We start from the raw sequence: 260 nt of genomic DNA, 5'->3' as shown, positions 1-260 counted from the left end.
AGATATTTAAACAGTATGGTAAGAAATGGTTTAAAAGTATAACAGCAGATAATGGTTCAGAATTTTCACGATTAACAGAATTAGAAAGCTATTTAACCGCAGTATATTTTGCACATCCGTATGCGTCTTACGAACGAGGGACTAATGAAAATCACAATGGTTTAATTCGAGAATTTTTACCGAAGGGAAAATCATTTAATTTAGTACCTATTCAAATGATAACAACTATACAAAATGCGTTAAATAATAGACCTAGACGT

The 260-nt window shown here is 30.8% G+C and carries 1 protein-coding gene; it reads left to right on the top strand.

Going from position 1 to position 260, the window contains the following annotated elements; all coding sequences use genetic code 11:
• Positions 1–260 (top strand): IS30 family transposase (locus E4T68_RS09105; RefSeq protein WP_228099299.1); only part of this gene is annotated, 260 nt, incomplete at both ends.

Source organism: Granulicatella sp. WM01 (genome assembly GCF_004570605.1).
Taxonomy (GTDB): Bacteria; Bacillota; Bacilli; order Lactobacillales; family Aerococcaceae; genus WM01.
Note: the sequence above shows the minus strand (reverse complement) of the source record. Positions and strands in the feature narration are given on the sequence as shown.